Genomic DNA, 4,724 nt, shown 5'->3' on the forward strand with positions numbered 1-4,724 from the left:
AAAATAATCCGGTAACTGAATTTTCCTTCCGACCATTTTTAAAACAATCTTAATGAAAGCGAAAGATAATAAGAACAGCGTAACCAAAACCCTTGATTCATATGAAGCGCAATTAGTAACGCTTTATCCAAATGAATTAATAGATTTTTTAGGTGGAGTAGAACCCCTTAAGAAAATTAATATCTTCGGGCATCGTATTATTTTTGTGATGATGGAAATGATGAAGTCTGCGCAAGTGCATAAAATAAGTATTGATGAAACCAAAGAGATCATTTCAAACGATATGGTTTACAAGGACGGTAGAATTACATCTTTGGAAGATATTAAAGCAGATCACATTGAAAAGAGAAGACTCTTGGAATCTGGAAAGAAACTGGCGGTAATAGAAGAAAGTTTTTTTGCAGATAATTTCAGTATGCTTCAAATGATTATTCCTACGCAAGCTCTCAATGATAATGGTAATATAAAGGTAAAAGATAACAGTGTTTTTCATGAGCAATTAAAGATTCTGAAAACCTTGGGAAACCATACGGTGAAATCGAACACAGGTGGAGAGTTTTTAATTACTAATTTTATAGAAACACCAATTTTTAATAAAGGACAGAATTATATTCGTTTCTATATTTCTAAAGCTACTTCTCGGATGTTGCTTAATAACATTGACGGATATTCTAAAGTTTATAGAAGTATTCTTTTTTCTACTCCTTCAACGATGCCTTTAAATATATACCTCTATCTAAAGAAAAAGTTTGGGAAAATGAATGGGGGTAATATAAAAATTTCAAAATTCGTAGAAGACCTGTCTCTTGCAAGTCACTATTTAAAAAAATCGAAGTTGACTATTTTTTTGGATGGTATTCAGAAAAAATTAAATGAGATTGGAAATATTTCTTTTGGATATAAAATTACAGATGATACTCTAACTTTTTCTCTATATGAAACAAAAAATACTGTTTTCATCGAATACCCTTCAGCAGATGATTACCGTTCAAAAAATGCCATAAAATATATTAAGAAATCAAGGAAATTAAATGATAAGCAATTAGTATATATTGAAGGCAAGTTTAAAGAGCACAGTTATGAGAAAATGAGTGAAGTAACCAGATCTCGCTTAGACAAGAATATTACAGGAAATGATTATTTAAAATGGTTTGTAGATAAATGTAATGAACTTCAAATATAATTAGCAGAGTTACCCCCACTGAATGTTCCTACTTGATATGAGTTATATCTGCATTAATGAAACCATTATCAATAGGGAATTGTTTTTATTACCCCCACTAGATGTTCCGTTTTTTAAATGTTATAAAGAAAAAAGTAGATGAATGGTAGACAGGATCAGTTGAATACTCTGATAAAAAGAAAACTAAAATGATGGAGTTAGACGAAGATGTCAAAAATAGAAGTTAATAATGGAGCATCAAATTCAATTTCGTGAGACAAAGTAATAGTCATTCGAACGAATGACAGTTATAAAAGCCTATTAATAGGGAAACAAGAGTAGAAATAATAGTGTTGAAGAAGTTGAATCCCAATGCTACTACCCCCATCCAATGTTCCTAACAATGATACCCCCACTGAATGTACCTCACGCTTATTACCCCCATCGAATTTCCTTATTACCCCCACCGAATGTACTATTACTCCCACTCAATGTTCTGTTACCCCCACTTGTTTTCCTTACTACCCCCACTCAATATGTCCATTACCCCCACTGGGTTTCCCGAAATACATCAGAATACTCAGTATTTGAAAGCTTTTTAAGCGGTTTCTAAGGCTTACTAATATTATAATGTATTTAATATTCTTATTTATTAATTAAAAATAAGGAGTTAGCCCCTGGCTAATAGACCTTTTATTTGATCTTAATTTTATTTTTATAGTCGGAAAAAACATTAAAATTTATGGACGTCTGTAAATTTAAAAGAAAAAGTTGCGAAAAAAAGAAAATGAGCAGAATTTTCGTCGCACAAACGTTCAATTGTGCAATAATTTCGGAGTAACAAGAAAATTACTCATTCTAGGGTCGCATAATTGTATCGCAAAATAAAATAATTATGCGATATATTTGTGCGAATTAATAAACTTCGTGATATTATATTGTAAATTAGCTTTTACATAAATTTAATAATTAAATATGCTCATAGGTTATGCGAGAGTTTCAACTCAGATTCAGGATAATGCAATTCAAATTGATGCATTAAAAAAATCAGGTTGCGAAATGATTTTTGAAGAAGTTATTTCTGGAGGTAGATGGGATCGACCTAAACTTCAGGAACTTTTAAATTATATTAGAAAAGGGGATACCATTGTTGTATGGAAACTTGATCGTTTATCAAGATCACTGAAAGATCTGCTATTTATTATGGAGCAGATTGAAACTAAAGAAGCTGGTTTTAAAAGTTTGACAGAATCTATTGATACAACAACTTCTGCAGGAAAAATGATGATGCAAATGGTAGGTGTATTTGCAGAATTCGAAAGAAATATGCTGAAAGAACGAACACAGAAAGGTTTAGAATATGCAAAAGGACAGGGTAGAGTTGGTGGTCGCAAGCCAAAATTGAAAACAATTCAGGTTCAAGAAATTATTCAACTACATGCTGCAGGAAAATCCGCACCCGAACTCTCTCAATTATTTAATGTGCATCAAGCGACGATTTATAGGTTATTAAAAAAAGAACTTAAAATTTAGAAAATTACACTTCTTTTATTGTTAGTCTTTGTACGTATCCACTATAATTTGGATTTCAGTAACTGTTCCATCATAATAATGTTTTTTCCGACTATTATATTCCTAGTTCTATTTTATTTAAATATTCATTTAGTTAATATCCGTCTATTTTTGTATTTTTGAAAGATTTGCCAAAATTAATGGTTAAACCGCTATTAACCATATTGTCGCTAGAAATTACTCATGATTGAAAATAAACATACAGAATACAAACAGCAAGTAACTCCCGAAATAGAAAAGGAGGTCGTTGCCTTTCTAAACTCAAACGAAGGAGGAATTATATATGTGGGAATTGATAATGCTGGAAATATTGTGGGTATTGAAGATATTGATCAGGTTCAATTGCACTTCAAAGATCGCCTGAAAAATAATATACTTCCTTCTTGTATGGGGCTTTTCGATTTGGTGACTGAAAAGCAGCAAGATAAAAATGTTCTGAAAATAATTGTAGCTGGAGGATATGAAAAACCTTATTACATCAGGAAATATGGGATGTCTGAAAAAGGTGCTTTTATTCGCATTGGTAGTTCTTCCGAACCGATGCCCACTAGAGAAATAGAACGATTATTTACCAAGCGTACTCGCCATTCTATTAGTAATATAAAATCAGCGAAACAAGATTTGCAATTTCAGCAGTTGCATATTTATTACCAGGGAGTAGGTAAAATTTTATCTCCGCAATTTGCCAAAAATTTAGAATTACTTACTGAAGATAATACCTACAATTATGTGGGATATTTGATGAATGATACAAATACCATTTCCATTAAAGTAGCCAAATATGAGGGTATCGACAGGGTAAATTTAGTAGAGAGTAATGAGTACGGTTTTGAATCTTTGGTGAAAGCAACCCAACAAGTTTTAGATAAATTAAATCTGGAAAATAAAACGCTTACAAGAATCACTTCCAAAGAGCGCGAAGAAATACGAATATGGAATGAGATTTCTCTTCGTGAAGCCGTTGTGAATGCTTTTGTTCACAATGATTACTCCAGAGAATTGGCTCCTAAATTTGAACTCTTTGATGATCGTTTAGAAATAACTTCTAATGGAGGTTTACCCGAAGGGCTTTCAAAAGAAGAGTTTTTTGAAGGTTTTTCTGTACCTCGAAATAAAGAAATCATGCGGATTTTTAAAGACCTGGACTTAGTAGAGCAACTCGGTTCTGGCATTCCTCGTATTTTACAATTTTACAAGAAAGAATCATTTCAGTTTTCAGAGAATTTTTTAAGAATTGTTCTGCCTAGAAATGTTGATGAAAAAGGTGTTCAAGAAGGTGGTCATGTTGGTGGTCAAGAAGGTGGTCAAGTTGGTGGTCAAGTTAATCTTTCTAAAATAGAATTGACTCCTACACAAAATCAGGTTTTTCGTTTGATCGTTGAAAATCCCAAAATAAGTCGAAGAGAATTAGCGGAAAATCTAAAGATTAATGAATCAGCGATTCAAAAACATATCAATAACTTAAAAGAAAAAAAAGTTATAGAGAGAGTAGGGAAGACTAATGGTTACTGGGAAATTAAGTAAACCCGATCGATTTAAATTTTCTAAAATTAATCCCTATTCAGTTAGATTGTAAAAAAGAAAATACCGCAATTTTTAACATTACTTTTGACACCAAACATAAATGGATTTCAATATTATAATTTGAGTAATTAACACTATTTTTGGGAGAAACTTGAAGAACACCTTAATGAGCAAGGAAAACCAAATTGAAAACGATCTAGTTCAAAAACTAATTGAATTAAAATATACTTATCGAAAAGATATCAGAGATCGCATATCTCTGGAGAAAAATTTTAAAGAGAAGTTCGAATCCTTGAATAAAGTTTCTTTATCTAATTCGGAGTTCGCACGTTTGCGTGATGAAATTATTACTCCAGATGTTTTCGCAGCATCGAAATTACTTCGACAGAAAAATTATTTTTTACGGGAAGATGGAACGCCGCTTCATTATACATTGGTCAATATTAAAGATTGGTGCAAGAACGAT

The 4,724-nt window shown here is 31.8% G+C and carries 4 protein-coding genes; all 4 read left to right on the forward strand.

What is annotated here, in order from left to right; translation table 11 throughout:
- Nucleotides 1–52: 52 nt before the first annotated feature.
- On the forward strand, nt 53–1,183 hold the full coding sequence (locus tag ACEYOS_RS05980; RefSeq protein ID WP_373708736.1) for a hypothetical protein: 1,131 nt from the start codon (nt 53–55) through the stop codon (nt 1,181–1,183).
- Between the two features lie 954 nt (nt 1,184–2,137).
- Nucleotides 2,138–2,695: a recombinase family protein gene (locus ACEYOS_RS05985; RefSeq protein ID WP_373708737.1), complete on the forward strand. Its 558-nt coding sequence runs from the start codon at nt 2,138–2,140 to the stop codon at nt 2,693–2,695.
- 222 nt (nt 2,696–2,917) lie between these two features.
- Nucleotides 2,918–4,258 (forward strand): RNA-binding domain-containing protein, encoded by a 1,341-nt coding sequence (locus ACEYOS_RS05990; protein ID WP_373708738.1) that lies wholly within the window; start codon nt 2,918–2,920, stop codon nt 4,256–4,258.
- A gap of 166 nt (nt 4,259–4,424) precedes the next feature.
- Nucleotides 4,425–4,724 (forward strand): type I restriction endonuclease (locus tag ACEYOS_RS05995; protein WP_373748064.1); only part of this gene is annotated, 300 nt, incomplete at its 3' end.

This window comes from Kaistella sp., from assembly GCF_041824135.1.
GTDB lineage: Bacteria > Bacteroidota > Bacteroidia > Flavobacteriales > Weeksellaceae > Kaistella.